Source organism: Streptococcus mitis (assembly GCF_022137125.1).
GTDB lineage: Bacteria > Bacillota > Bacilli > Lactobacillales > Streptococcaceae > Streptococcus > Streptococcus mitis_CE.
On sequence record NZ_JAKNEQ010000005.1, the window covers coordinates 114,673 to 128,225 of the forward strand.

Genomic DNA, 13,553 nt, shown 5'->3' on the forward strand with positions numbered 1-13,553 from the left:
GTTGAGTAATAACAGTATAGAAAGTGAGGAGAGTAAAATTTGAAGAAAAAATGGTTTTTTGCAGATTATTATGATACAACAATTATTTTACTTGCTTTAATCTCTGTTATTCTGGTATTACTTGGATTTGCTGAGATGATTGATTTAGACAGTCCTCCATACAGTATTATTGACTTACTACTTTGGTTTGTGTTTGTGGTAGATTATGTTTGGCGGTTCTTTTCAAGTGAAGCAAAATGGAGGTTTATACTTGAAAATATCTTTGACTTGTTAGCTATCCTTCCTTTAAATGCTATTTTTACAGTATTTCGATTAGGGCGTATTTTCCGCTTAGCAAGGCTGACAAAATTACTGAAACTGACTCGTTTACTTAGAATAATTGGACTTACAGGTAAATTAGAAAGAAAAATTAGTAGATTCTTACGGACAAATGGCCTGATTTATATCTTGTATGTTAATATCTTTATTGTTCTAGTAGGAAGTTCAATTTTATCTGTAGTTGAAGAAAAATCTTTCTCAGATAGTCTTTGGTGGGCTCTTGTGACAGTAACCACTGTTGGTTATGGTGATATTGTTCCAGTTTCCCTTTTTGGGAAATGGCTAGCTGTTTTATTAATGTTGGTAGGGATTAGTACAATAGGAATGTTAACAAGTGCCTTGACGAACTTTTTTGTAAAAGATAATCCAGGTGAACAGATAAAACTTGATAAACTACAAGACGAATTATCGAGCCAAAGAATATTAATAGAGAAACAATCTGAGAAAATCGAAGAACTACAGCGAATGATACAAGATTTGATTGAAAAAAGGTAATTTTGACCATTTAAAAACCACTCGATGAGTGGCTTTTTTACAATCCTGCAAATTCTTTGATTTCTTGTGCTGACATTGAAGAGTCGCAACGGACATTGATTTGTCCATCTGCAATGTGAACGAAGCCTGGTACAGTTGGGATTCCGTAGCGTGAGCGGAATGCTTGTAACTCATTGAGTTGGCTTGCTTCTTCACTGTTGATGAAGTAGATGTGAGCTTTAGTTTCAGCTACGACACCTGCCAATGTACCTGCAAATTTACGGCAGTAAGGGCAAGTTTTGCGACCGATAAAGAAGGTTGCAGTTTCTTTTTTATCAAGAGCTTCTTGCGCACGCGCAACTGTAGTGACTTCAAGGTCTTTGATATTATCTAAAAATTGTTCCATGAGATTACCTCGCTTTCATTGATAAGTCTAGTATGCCATAAAGTTTCTAAAATTGCTTAGATTTGATACGAAAAAAAGATGAGATTGGTTGGTCTCATCTTTTATAGGGTTTTATTTTACAAAAGCATTGATTTCTGCTTCGATGTTAGCAATTTTAGCTTGTGATTCTTCGTTGGTTTCACCTACAACTGCAATGTAGAACTTGATTTTTGGTTCTGTCCCTGAAGGGCGAACGGCAATCCACGAACCGTCAGCAAGTGTGTATTTCAACACATCACTTGGAGGAGTTGTCAAGTTTGTAACAGTGCCGTCAGCAGCAGTAGCTGTTTGAGCTTTGAAGTCTTCTACGACAGTGATAGCTGTTGCATTCCATTCTTTTGGAGCATTGTTACGGAATTTAGCCATAATCGCTTTGATTTGTTCAGCACCATCGACACCTGAAAGGGTAACAGAGATAGTTTTTTCAGCGTAGTAGCCGTACTCTTTGTAGATTTCTTCGATACCGTCAGCAAGGGTCAAACCACGTGAACGGTAGTAGGCAGCAAGTTCAGCAACGACAAGAACAGCTTGGATAGCGTCTTTATCACGTACGAATGGTTTAATCAAGTAACCGAAGCTTTCTTCAAATCCCATCATGTAAGTGTGATTGTGTTTTTCTTCGAATTCTTGGATTTTTTCAGCGATGAATTTGAAACCAGTCAGAACGTTGAACATAGTTGCGCCGTAGCTTTCAGCAATCTTCGTTACCAAGTCAGTTGATACGATAGATTTGCAAAGGGCTGCATTTTCAGGCAGAGTTCCGGCATTTTTGTGGGCTTCCAAGATGTATTTTGCCATGATAGCACCGATTTGGTTACCTGAAAGGTTGAGGTAGCTACCATCTTTTTGAAGAACTTCAACACCAACACGGTCAGCATCAGGGTCAGTTGCCACAAGAACATCTGCACCAACTTGACGACCAAGTTCTTCAGCAAGGGCAAAGGCTGCTTGGCTTTCTGGGTTTGGAGATTTTACAGTTGAGAAATCAGGATCGGCAGTTGCTTGCGCTTCAACGACTTGAACAGAGTCAAATCCTGCTTGGGCAAGAGCGCGACGAGCCAACATTTCACCAGTACCATGAAGTGGTGTGTAGACAATTTTCATGTCTTTACCAAATTCTTCAATCAAGGCTGGGTTGATGTTTACGTCCTTAACCTCTTTAAGGTATTCTACGTCAACAGCTTCGCCGATAACTTCAATCAAGCCAGAAGCTTTTTCAGCTTCCACATCAGCAACTTCAACTGCAAATGGGTTTTCGATAGCACGGATATAAGTAGTCAACGCGTCCGCATCGTGTGGAGGCATTTGTCCACCGTCTTCACCGTAAACCTTGTAACCGTTAAATGGTGCAGGGTTGTGGCTAGCTGTGACCATGATACCTGCGAAACAGTTGAGGTGACGAACTGCAAATGAGAGTTCTGGAGTTGGACGAAGGCTTTCAAATACATAAGATTTGATGCCGTGTTTAGCAAGAACTGCCGCAGATTCAAAGGCAAACTCAGGTGAGAAGTGACGGCTATCGTAGGCAATTGCTACACCGCGTTCTTTTTCGTTTCCACCTTTTGACTCAATCAAACGAGCCAATCCTTCAGTAGCTTGGCGAACAACGTAGATGTTGATACGGTTTGTACCAGCACCAATCAACCCACGCATACCTGCAGTACCAAATTCAAGGTTTGTATAGAAGGCATCTTCCTTCGTTTTTTCATCCATATTTTCTAAATCTTGACGAAGGTAGTCAGGAAGCTCCGCAAAATCAACCCATCTCTGGTAATTTTCTTGGTAAGACATTGAAATTCTCCTTTTTGTAAATTGTTTTAACCGTTCACATTATAGCACTTTTTAGCGTTTTAGTAAAACCTTAGCATAACTTACATAAAAGTAGTAACATATGCCTGTTTATCAAGTCTTGAATGCCTTAGGGAAACATGCTATACTACTTTTATGATTATTTTACAAGCTAATAAAATTGAACGTTCTTTTGCAGGAGAGGTTCTTTTTGATAATATTAACCTACAAGTTGATGAACGTGATCGGATAGCCCTTGTTGGGAAAAATGGTGCAGGTAAGTCTACTCTTTTGAAGATTTTGGTTGGAGAAGAGGAGCCAACTAGTGGTGAAATCAATAAGAAAAAAGATATTTCTCTGTCTTACCTAGCTCAAGATAGCCGTTTTGAGTCTGAAAATACCATCTACGATGAGATGCTTCATGTCTTTGATGACTTGCGTCGGACTGAGAAACAACTTCGTCAGATGGAGCTGGAGATGGGTGAAAAATCTGGTGAAGATTTGGATAAACTGATGTCAGATTACGACCGCTTATCTGAGAATTTTCGCCAAGCAGGTGGCTTTACCTATGAAGCTAATATACGAGCGATTTTGAATGGATTCAAGTTTGACGAATCTATGTGGCAGATGAAAATTGCCGAGCTTTCGGGTGGTCAAAATACTCGTCTGGCACTTGCCAAAATGCTCCTTGAAAAGCCAAATCTCTTGGTCTTGGACGAGCCAACCAACCACTTGGATATTGAAACTATCGCTTGGCTAGAGAATTACTTGGTAAACTATAGCGGCGCCCTTATTATTGTCAGCCACGACCGTTATTTCTTAGATAAGGTTGCGACAATTACGCTAGATTTGACCAAGCATTCCTTGGATCGCTATGTGGGTAACTACTCTCGTTTTGTTGAGTTAAAGGAGCAAAAGCTAGCTACTGAGGCAAAAAACTATGAAAAGCAACAAAAGGAAATCGCTGCTCTGGAAGACTTTGTCAATCGCAATCTAGTACGTGCTTCGACGACCAAACGAGCCCAATCTCGACGCAAACAACTGGAAAAAATGGAGCGTTTGGACAAACCTGAAGCTGGCAAGAAATCAGCCAACATGACCTTCCAGTCTGAAAAAACGTCGGGCAATGTTGTTTTGACTGTTGAGAATGCAGCTATTGGCTATGATGGGGAAATATTGTCAGATCCTATCAACCTAGACCTTCGTAAGATGAATGCTGTTGCTATTGTTGGACCAAATGGTATTGGCAAGTCAACCTTTATCAAGTCTATTGTGGACCAGATTCCTTTTATCAAGGGTGAGAAGCGCTTTGGCGCCAATGTTGAGGTTGGTTACTATGACCAAACCCAAAGCAAGCTGACACCAAGTAATACTGTACTGGATGAACTCTGGAATGATTTTAAACTGACACCAGAAGTTGAAATTCGTAACCGTCTAGGTGCCTTCCTTTTCTCAGGAGATGATGTTAAAAAATCAGTCGGCATGCTGTCTGGTGGCGAGAAAGCCCGTTTACTTCTGGCTAAACTTTCCATGGAAAACAACAACTTCTTGATTCTGGATGAGCCAACCAACCACTTGGATATTGATAGCAAGGAAGTGTTGGAAAATGCCTTGATTGACTTTGATGGAACTCTTCTATTCGTCAGTCACGACCGTTACTTTATCAATCGTGTGGCAACTCATGTACTGGAATTGTCTGAGAATGGATCAACTCTCTATCTTGGAGATTACGACTACTATGTCGAGAAGAAAGCAGAAGTAGAAATGATTCAAACTGAGGAAATTTCAACTACTAATCAAGCAAAAGAAGCAAGTCCAGTTAATGACTATCAAGCTCAGAAAGAAAGTCAAAAAGAAGCCCGTAAACTCATGCGACAAATCGAAAGTCTAGAAGCTGAAATCGAAGAGTTAGAAAGTCAAAGCCAAGACATTTCTGAACAAATGTTGGAAACAAACGATGCCGGCAAACTGGTGGAATTGCAGGCTGAACTGGACAAAATCAGCCATCGTCAGGAAGAAGCTATGCTTGAGTGGGAAGAATTATCAGAGCAGGTGTAAAGATGGAACATCTTGGAAAGGTATTTCGTGAATTTCGGACAAGTGGAAATTATTCTTTAAAGGAGGCGGCAGGGGAGTCCTGTTCAACTTCTCAGTTATCTCGCTTTGAGCTTGGGGAGTCTGACCTAGCAGTCTCACGTTTCTTTGAGATTTTGGATAACATTCATGTAACAATCGAAAATTTCATGGATAAGGCTAGGGATTTCCATAATCATGAACATGTTGCCATGATGGGACAAATTGTACCCCTTTACTACTCAAATGATATTGCAGGTTTTCAAAAGCTTCAAAGTGAACAACTTGAAAAGGCTAAGAGTTCGACAAATCCACTCTATTTTGAGCTGAACTGGATTTTGTTGCAAGGTCTGATTTGTCAAAGAGATTCGAGTTATCATATGGAGCAGGATGATTTAGATAAGGTAGCAGATTATCTCTTCAAAACAGAAGAATGGACCATGTATGAGTTGATTCTTTTCGGTAACCTCTATAGTTTCTACGATGTAGACTATGTCACTCGGATTGGTAGAGAAGTCATGGAGAGGGAGGAATTTTATCAAGAGATTGGTCGCCATAAGAGATTGGTTTTGATTTTGGCCCTCAATTGTTACCAGCATTGTTTAGAGCATCTTTCTTTTGACAATGCAAGCTATTTTGAGACTTATACAGAGAAGATTATTGGTAAAAACATTAGTCTGTATGAACGAAATATTTTACATTACCTAAAAGGCTTTGCCTTGTACCAAAAAGGACAGTGTAAAGAAGGTTGTAAGCAAATGCAAGAGGCCATGCATATTTTTGACGTGCTAGATCTTCCAGAGCAAGTAGCCTACTATCAGGAACACTACAAAAAATTTATCAAAGATTAATTTTCCCAAATAAGGGAAAAATGAAAAAGCTCCTTTCGGTTTTGATACAATAGTTTCAAAATTTGAGAGGAGTTTTTATATGAATCGCTATGCAGTACAGTTGATTAGTCGCGGAGCTGTTAACAAGATAGGGAATATGCTCTATGATTATGGAAATAGTGTCTGGTTGGCTTCCATGGGGGCCATAGGCCAGACTGTTTTAGGAATGTATCAGATTTCTGAACTCGTCACATCTATTCTCGTAAATCCCTTTGGCGGAGTCATTTCAGACCGTTTTTCTCGTCGTAAGATTTTAATGGCGGCAGACCTTGTTTGTGGGATTCTTTGTCTGGCTATTTCTTTTATAAGGAATGACAGCTGGATGATTGGAGCTTTGATTTTTGCCAATATTGTTCAGGCTATTGCTTTTGCCTTTTCTAGACCAGCAAATAAGGCCGTTATCACCGAATTGGTAGAGAAGGATGAACTGGTCCTCTACAATTCTCGTTTGGAGTTGGTCTTGCAGGTTGTCAGCGTGAGTTCTCCTGTACTTTCTTTTCTTGTTTTACAATTCTCAAGTCTCCATCTGACGCTCTTACTAGATGCTTTGACTTTTTTTATAGCATTTGTTCTAGTGGCCTTACTTCCAAAAGAAGAACCAATGGTTCAAGATAAGAAACTTTTTACTGGTAAAGATATTTTTGCAGATATCAAAGATGGCTTGCACTATATCTGGCATCAAAAAGAGATTTTCTTTCTCCTGTTAGTGGCTTCCAGCGTTAATTTCTTTTTTGCGGCTTTTGAGTTTTTGCTTCCTTTTTCAAATAAACTATATGGAGTAGAAGGAGCTTATGCGACTATCTTAACCATGGGTGCGATTGGCTCAATTATAGGAGCACTGATAGCAAATAAATTTAAATCAAGTATGAATACACTTTTGTTCTTATTGATTTTAACAGGAGTAGGAGTTTTCATGATGGGTTTGCCACTGCCCAATATTTTAACCTTTTCTGGAAACCTGATTTGTGAACTCTTTATGACGATTTTTAATATTCACTTCTTTACACAGGTACAGACCAAGATTGATGGAGAATATCTGGGTAGGGTATTGAGTACCATTTTTACACTGGCAATTCTCTTTATGCCGATTGCGAAAGGTTTGATGACCTTTCTTCCAAGTGTCCATCTTTATTCTTTCTTGATTATTGGACTTGGAGTTGTAGCCTTATCTTTCTTAGCTCTCGGATATGTTCGAACTCATTTTGAAAAAGAGACATAAGTTTGCTTGGACTTCAAAAATAATTCCAATCTAAGTGTTTTTTTCGCCCTTCTCGTTTGTGAGAAGGGCTTAATTTATGGTAAAATAGTTTTATGAATAAAAGAATGAATGAGTTGGTCGCCTTGCTCAATCGCTATGCGACTGAGTACTATACCAGCGATAATCCCTCGGTTTCAGACAGTGAGTATGATCGCCTTTACCGAGAGTTGGTCGAGTTAGAAACTGCCTATCCAGATCAAGTGCTAGCAGACAGTCCTACCCATCGTGTTGGTGGCAAGGTTTTAGATGGTTTTGAAAAATACAGTCATCAGTATCCTCTTTATAGTTTGCAGGATGCTTTTTCACGTGAGGAGCTTGAAGCTTTTGATGCGCGTGTTCGTAAGGAAGTGGCTCATCCGACCTATATTTGTGAGCTGAAAATCGATGGCTTATCTATCTCGCTTACTTATGAAAAGGGGATTTTAGTTGTTGGTGCAACACGTGGAGACGGTTCTGTTGGGGAGAATATAACAGAAAATCTTAAGCGTGTTAAGGACATTCCTTTGACCTTGCCAGAAGAACTAGATATCACAGTTCGTGGGGAATGTTACATGCCACGCGCTTCTTTTGACCAGGTTAACCAAGCTCGCCAAGAAAATGGAGAGCCTGAATTTGCCAATCCTCGTAATGCGGCAGCAGGCACCCTGCGACAGTTGGATACAGCAGTAGTTGCCAAGCGCAATCTTGCGACTTTCCTCTATCAAGAAGCCAGCCCTTCAACTCGTGATAGTCAAGAAAAGGTTTTGAAGCACCTTGAACAACTAGGTTTTGTGGTCAATCCAAAGCGAATCTTGGCTGAAAATATAGATGAAATCTGGGATTTTATTCAAAAAGTAGGACAGGAACGGGAAAACCTGCCTTATGATATCGATGGAGTGGTAATCAAGGTAAACGACCTAGCAAGTCAAGAAGAACTTGGTTTTACCGTTAAGGCTCCAAAGTGGGCAGTGGCCTACAAGTTCCCAGCTGAAGAAAAAGAAGCTCAACTCTTATCAGTTGATTGGACAGTTGGCCGTACGGGTGTTGTAACCCCAACAGCCAATCTAACACCAGTACAACTAGCTGGTACAACTGTTAGCCGTGCGACTCTGCATAATGTGGATTATATTGCTGAAAAAGATATCCGCAAAGATGATACGGTTATCGTCTATAAGGCTGGTGACATTATCCCTGCCGTTTTACGTGTAGTAGAGTCCAAACGGATTTCTGAAGAAAAACTAGATATCCCTACAAACTGTCCAAGTTGTAACTCTGACTTGTTGCACTTTGAAGATGAAGTGGCCCTCCGTTGTATCAATCCGCGTTGCCCTGCCCAAATTATGGAAGGTTTGATTCACTTTGCTTCTCGAGATGCCATGAATATTACAGGACTCGGTCCATCAGTAGTTGAGAAGCTATTTGCTGCTAATTTAGTAAAGGATGTGGCGGATATTTACCGTTTGCAAGAAGAAGATTTCCTCCTTTTAGAGGGGGTCAAGGAAAAGTCTGCTTCTAAACTGTATCAGGCCATCCAAGCATCTAAGGAAAATTCTGCCGAGAAGCTCTTGTTTGGTTTGGGAATTCGCCATGTCGGCAGTAAGGCCAGTCAGCTTTTACTTCAACATTTCCATTCGATTGAAAATCTGGCTCAGGCAGGTCCAGATGAAGTGGCTAGTATTGAAAGTTTGGGTGGTGTGATTGCCAAGAGTCTTCAGACTTACTTTGCGACAGAAGGTTCTGAAATTCTGCTTAGAGAATTGAAAGAAGCTGGGGTCAATCTGGACTATAAAGGACAGACTGTGGTAGCGGATGCAGCCTTGTCAGGCTTGACCGTTGTATTGACTGGAAAATTAGAACGGCTCAAGCGCTCAGAAGCTAAAAGTAAACTCGAAAGTCTGGGTGCCAAGGTAACAGGCAGTGTTTCTAAAAAGACAGACCTCGTCGTGGCAGGTGCAGATGCTGGAAGTAAACTTCAAAAAGCACAAGAACTTGGTATTGAAGTTCGAGATGAAGCTTGGCTCGAAAGTTTGTAAAGAATAGTAGAAGGCTAGATGTTAGATAGTCTGAAACTGTCTATCATGAAGTGTTTTGACATGAATTGAGTCTATCTTGAGTCAGAAATTAAATTGCTGAATCTATCAGCACCACATAAAAAATTAAATTAAAATTAGAAATTAGGAAAAGAAATGTTAAATTACCCTGTAGTCATCCATTTTCATCGAAAAAACGGGGATTATGCAGCCTGTTCATTTAGTAGAAAACAGGCGGACAATGTTGAAAAATTGTATTATGAAAATAACTTTTTTGGAGCAAAGTTCTCCTTCACAGTTACAAGTCAAGAAAAGTTAGAAAACCTGAAGTTTTCTGTCGAGATTGATGGGACAGTTAAGGAATATTCCGTGCGTTATAACTACTATCCGCTTCTGACAGAAGTTTGGATTTTAGAGGGCGACGAGACTGTTTATTATTCTGAAAACCCAGCCATTGCTAGTCCTTACTACAAAGATCAAAATCCATTTGCTTTTGATAGAGCAATACATAGCGCTAGTTTTGATCACCACTGGGGCTACCAAGGAGAACTAGGTTACAGTCTTTCAGATTATCAGACTAGCTTTAAACTTTGGGCTCCTACGGCTACTGCTGTACAGGTGGTTGTCTACGAAAATACCAGCAACGACGCTCCGATTTGGAAAACCTTTAATCTAGAGCGTGGTAATAGCTATTCATACAGTCATAAGTACAATACCATTGGTGTTTGGAGTCTAGACTTAGATGAAAATCTTGCTGGCAAGGCTTATCAGTATCAGATTGACTTTCCTCACCACCAGACTGTGACGAGAGATCCTTACACGATTGCCACAAGTCCTGACGGCAAACGTTCCGTAATTCTTTCTCATCAAGACAGACAAGTAGAAGGATTTGTGGTCAAACATGGAACAGAAGCGCCTTGGCGTTTGGAAAATCCATGTAAAGCAGTTATCTGTGAAATGCATATCCGAGATTTAACCAAATCTCCGACCTCTGGAGTTGCAGAGCATCTCCGTGGAACCTTCCTTGGTGCTGCCCAGACTGGAACTGTAAACCAATTCGGACAAGCAACCGCCTTTGACTATATCAAAGAACTTGGCTGCAACTATGTTCAACTCCAGCCTATCTTTGATCGCCATAAGGAATACGATGAGGATGGAAATGTAACCTATAACTGGGGTTATGACCCTCAAAACTACAATGCACCAGAACCAAGTTTTTCTAGTAATCCAGATGATCCAGGGCAGGTCATTCGTGATTTGAAGACCATGGTTCAAGCCTATCACGATGCGGGGATTGGTGTCATTATGGACGTGGTTTATAATCACACCTTTTCAACGGTTGATGCACCTTTCCAAACAACTGTCCCTGATTACTACTATCGTATGAATCCAGACGGTACCTTCCAGAATGGAACAGGTGTTGGAAATGAAACAGCCAGTGAACACGAAATGTTCCGCAAGTACATGATTGATTCTCTTCTATACTGGGTACAGGAATACAATATTGACGGCTTCCGTTTTGACTTGATGGGTATTCATAATGTCAAAACCATGCAAGCGATTCGTTGGGCGCTAGATGAGGTTGATCCCCGTATTATCACTTATGGAGAAGGCTGGGATATGGGAACAGGTCTTGCAACTTATGATAAGGCCAAGAAGGATAATGCCTACCAAATGCCAAATATCGGATTCTTCAATGATAATCAGCGTGATGCGGTCAAAGGAGGAGAAGTTTATGGTGCAATCAAGTCAGGATTTGTAAGTGGTGCAGCCACTGAACCAATCATTGCCAAGGCCATTCTTGGTAGCCGAGAATTGGGTTCTTATCTCAGTCCAAACCAGGTTCTCAACTATGTTGAAGCCCATGACAATTACAATCTTCATGATTTGTTGGCGACTCTTCATCCTGATCAAAGTTCAGACCAGATTATGCGCAAGGTTGAGACGGCGACAGTAATGAACCTTCTCATGCAAGGAATGTCCTTTATGGAAATTGGCCAAGAATTTGGTCGAACCAAATTAATTCCGACGGGTGAACATGGACAACTCACTTCGGCAGACCGAGAACGTGCTATGAATAGTTACAACGCTCCTGACAGTGTTAACCAAATAAACTGGGATTTAATCAATGAAAGACAAGAAAGCATTGACTTTGTCCGTCAAATTATTCGACTGAAAACACAGACTAGCGCCTTTTCTTATCCTACATACGAAGAAGTTTACCGTCATGTCTTTGTTCACACAGCTGCAGAAAATAGCGGATGGATTGTTTACGAGATTCACGGGGGGCCAGAACATCTATTGGTAGTATTCAATGCCAAGGGAACTTCCTTATACTTTGAAAATGCAGGAAATCTAGAAATGCTTGTGACCAATAGTCGTTCGAAACAAGAAAATGTCATTGATGATACTAGTGTCGCAGTGCTAAAAGTACTCTCTTAAATGCATAAACTAAAAAGGGTTAGATTGTCTAATCCTTTTTATCATTTATAAGTTTTCAATGAAGATTAGAATCAAGTTTCAAATAGTTTGAAAAACCAAGCTTGTGAAAATAATCTCAAAAAAATTGCAAAAAGGGTTGTAATTTTCTGAAAATTTGGTAAAATATATCTTAATCATTTTCAGGAGGACGAGAATTTGACAAGATATCAGAATTTAGTAAATGGAAAATGGAAATCAGCTGAAAAAGAAATTACGATTTATTCACCAATAAACCAAGAAGAATTAGGGACTGTTCCAGCTATGACTCAGGCAGAAGTAGATGAGGCTATGAAAGCTGCGCGTGCAGCCCTGCCAGCTTGGCGAGCTTTATCAGCAGTTGAACGTGCGGCTTATTTGCACAAAACAGCAGCTATTTTAGAACGTGATAAGGAAGAAATTGGTACTATACTTGCCAAAGAAGTGGCAAAGGGAATTAAAGCAGCTATTGGAGAAGTGGTGCGTACCGCAGACTTGATTCGCTATGCTGCTGAGGAAGGTCTCCGTATCACTGGACAAGCAATGGAAGGTGGCGGTTTTGAAGCAGCAAGTAAAAATAAATTGGCCGTTGTTCGTCGCGAGCCAGTTGGTGTCGTGCTGGCTATCGCTCCCTTTAATTATCCAGTTAATTTATCTGCTTCTAAAATTGCACCTGCCTTGATTGCAGGGAATGTAGTCATGTTTAAGCCACCAACACAAGGTTCTATTTCTGGGCTCTTGTTGGCTAAAGCGTTTGAAGAAGCAGGGATTCCGGCTGGTGTTTTCAATACCATTACGGGTCGTGGTTCAGAAATTGGGGATTATATCATTGAACACAAAGAAGTCAACTTCATCAACTTTACAGGTTCAACTCCTATCGGAGAACGTATTGGTCGTTTAGCTGGTATGCGTCCAATCATGTTGGAGCTTGGTGGGAAAGATGCAGCTCTTGTACTAGAAGATGCAGATTTGGAACATGCTGCTAAACAAATCGTTGCGGGAGCCTTTAGCTACTCAGGACAACGTTGCACGGCCATTAAACGTGTCATTGTTCTAGAAAGCGTTGCAGATAAATTAGCTACTTTGCTTCAAGCAGAGGTTGCTAAATTAACAGTTGGTGACCCATTTGACAATGCTGATATTACACCTGTTATTGACAATGATTCAGCCGACTTCATCTGGGGCTTGATTGAGGATGCACAAGAAAAAGGTGCTCAGGCTCTTACACCAATTAAACGTGAGGGTAATCTTCTCTGGCCTGTGCTTTTTGACCAAGTTACAAAAGATATGAAAGTAGCATGGGAAGAGCCATTTGGTCCTGTTTTACCAATTATCCGTGTGGCTAGCGTAGAAGAAGCTATTGCCTTTGCCAACGAATCTGAATTCGGACTTCAATCCTCAGTATTTACAAATGATTTCAAAAAGGCCTTTGAAATCGCTGAAAAACTTGAAGTGGGCACGGTCCACATTAATAATAAAACCCAGCGTGGTCCAGATAATTTCCCATTCCTTGGTGTCAAAGGTTCTGGTGCTGGTGTTCAAGGAATTAAATATAGTATTGAAGCGATGACAAATGTCAAATCCATTGTTTTTGATGTGAAATGAAAGATAAAATCAGGAGATTCGTTTCCTGATTTATTTTTTTACTTAAAATTATATTTTTTGTTAGCTAGATAACGAACTTTGTGATAGTATTATTAAAAAACAATTCGTTTTCAAAGCGTTTCTGAAAATTTCTTGATTTACAAGTGAACACATCAGTGAATTTGTTGAAGACTTTCAAAAGATTTTTTTGCAAATTCCGTAATTTACTTGAATCTTCCCTAAAAAGGTAGTATAAT

Annotated in this window: 9 protein-coding genes; 7 read left to right on the top strand and 2 right to left on the bottom strand. The window is 40.2% G+C overall.

Features of this window, described 5'->3' with window-relative positions; translation table 11 throughout:
* Positions 1-39: 39 nt before the first annotated feature.
* A complete protein-coding gene (locus L0P31_RS06015; protein ID WP_033685149.1) occupies positions 40-813 on the top strand; it encodes a potassium channel family protein in 774 nt (257 codons plus the stop codon).
* Between the two features lie 37 nt (positions 814-850).
* Here L0P31_RS06015 and L0P31_RS06020 read toward each other — a convergent pair whose 3' ends face one another.
* Together L0P31_RS06020 and L0P31_RS06025 are read right to left on the bottom strand one after the other, a co-directional pair.
* Positions 851-1,198: a DUF6568 family protein gene (locus tag L0P31_RS06020; RefSeq protein WP_033685148.1), complete on the bottom strand. Its 348-nt coding sequence runs from the start codon at positions 1,196-1,198 to the stop codon at positions 851-853.
* 111 nt (positions 1,199-1,309) lie between these two features.
* Positions 1,310-3,028 (bottom strand): phospho-sugar mutase, encoded by a 1,719-nt coding sequence (locus tag L0P31_RS06025; protein WP_238096166.1) that lies wholly within the window; start codon positions 3,026-3,028, stop codon positions 1,310-1,312.
* A gap of 153 nt (positions 3,029-3,181) precedes the next feature.
* On the opposite strand from L0P31_RS06025, the gene L0P31_RS06030 reads away from it, so the two are divergent.
* The 6 genes from L0P31_RS06030 (at position 3,182) to L0P31_RS06055 (ending at position 13,317) form a co-directional block, all read left to right on the top strand.
* Positions 3,182-5,083, top strand: a complete 1,902-nt coding sequence (locus L0P31_RS06030) for an ABC transporter ATP-binding protein (RefSeq protein WP_238096168.1) — start codon at positions 3,182-3,184, stop codon at positions 5,081-5,083.
* A 2-nt stretch (positions 5,084-5,085) separates the two neighbouring features.
* The gene (locus L0P31_RS06035) at positions 5,086-5,949 is read left to right on the top strand and encodes an Rgg family transcriptional regulator (RefSeq protein ID WP_060628235.1); all 864 of its coding nucleotides are present in this window, start codon (positions 5,086-5,088) and stop codon (positions 5,947-5,949) included.
* A gap of 79 nt (positions 5,950-6,028) precedes the next feature.
* On the top strand, positions 6,029-7,207 hold the full coding sequence (locus tag L0P31_RS06040; protein ID WP_238096171.1) for an MFS transporter: 1,179 nt from the start codon (positions 6,029-6,031) through the stop codon (positions 7,205-7,207).
* A gap of 92 nt (positions 7,208-7,299) precedes the next feature.
* Complete coding sequence (ligA, locus tag L0P31_RS06045; RefSeq protein WP_238096173.1) at positions 7,300-9,258, top strand: NAD-dependent DNA ligase LigA; 1,959 nt, start codon at positions 7,300-7,302, stop codon at positions 9,256-9,258.
* Positions 9,259-9,411: 153 nt separating this feature from the next.
* On the top strand, positions 9,412-11,697 hold the full coding sequence (pulA, locus tag L0P31_RS06050; RefSeq protein WP_000935956.1) for a type I pullulanase: 2,286 nt from the start codon (positions 9,412-9,414) through the stop codon (positions 11,695-11,697).
* A 195-nt stretch (positions 11,698-11,892) separates the two neighbouring features.
* Positions 11,893-13,317: an NADP-dependent glyceraldehyde-3-phosphate dehydrogenase gene (locus L0P31_RS06055; RefSeq protein ID WP_238096175.1), complete on the top strand. Its 1,425-nt coding sequence runs from the start codon at positions 11,893-11,895 to the stop codon at positions 13,315-13,317.
* Positions 13,318-13,553 lie beyond the last annotated feature (236 nt).

Coding starts and splice junctions, on each gene's coding strand:
- L0P31_RS06020 (WP_033685148.1), bottom strand. CDS start 1,198: ATGGAACAATTTTTAGATAATATCAAAGACCTTGAAGTCACTACAGTT.
- L0P31_RS06025 (WP_238096166.1), bottom strand. CDS start 3,028: ATGTCTTACCAAGAAAATTACCAGAGATGGGTTGATTTTGCGGAGCTT.
- L0P31_RS06030 (WP_238096168.1), top strand. CDS start 3,182: ATGATTATTTTACAAGCTAATAAAATTGAACGTTCTTTTGCAGGAGAG.
- L0P31_RS06035 (WP_060628235.1), top strand. CDS start 5,086: ATGGAACATCTTGGAAAGGTATTTCGTGAATTTCGGACAAGTGGAAAT.
- L0P31_RS06040 (WP_238096171.1), top strand. CDS start 6,029: ATGAATCGCTATGCAGTACAGTTGATTAGTCGCGGAGCTGTTAACAAG.
- ligA (WP_238096173.1), top strand. CDS start 7,300: ATGAATAAAAGAATGAATGAGTTGGTCGCCTTGCTCAATCGCTATGCG.
- pulA (WP_000935956.1), top strand. CDS start 9,412: ATGTTAAATTACCCTGTAGTCATCCATTTTCATCGAAAAAACGGGGAT.